The sequence below is a fragment of the Pseudomonas sp. HY2-MNA-CIBAN-0224 genome (assembly GCF_040310285.1).
GTDB classification, from domain to species: Bacteria; Pseudomonadota; Gammaproteobacteria; order Pseudomonadales; family Pseudomonadaceae; genus Aquipseudomonas; species Aquipseudomonas helleri.
In genome coordinates, this window is sequence record NZ_JBEOPQ010000844.1 from 1 (window position 1) to 242 (window position 242).

Genomic DNA, 242 nt, shown 5'->3' on the forward strand with positions numbered 1-242 from the left:
GCAGGGGATATGTATCGCCTCATTATCGATTTTATTCGTAAATGGTGCGGTGTGAGCTTGGCGGTCGAGATGCAGCTGGAATTAGATAAGCAATATATTAGCCCTTTGTCGTTATCTGAGGATGGCTTTGGTGGTTTAGGACGCGGCGGCTTTTTGGTATCGAAGCCTGCGACTCAGCATCATGATGACACCCGCTATGCGTTGCCTATTCAGTAAAGCTTTTATTGCTAATAGATAAATTG

Annotated in this window: 1 protein-coding gene; it reads left to right on the plus strand. The window is 45.0% G+C overall.

Translation table 11 applies throughout. From position 1 onward, the window contains the following. Positions 1-216: hypothetical protein (locus tag AAEZ03_RS28645; protein WP_350583370.1), on the plus strand; the 216-nt coding region annotated here is incomplete at its 5' end. Between the last annotated feature and the right edge of the window lie 26 nt (positions 217-242).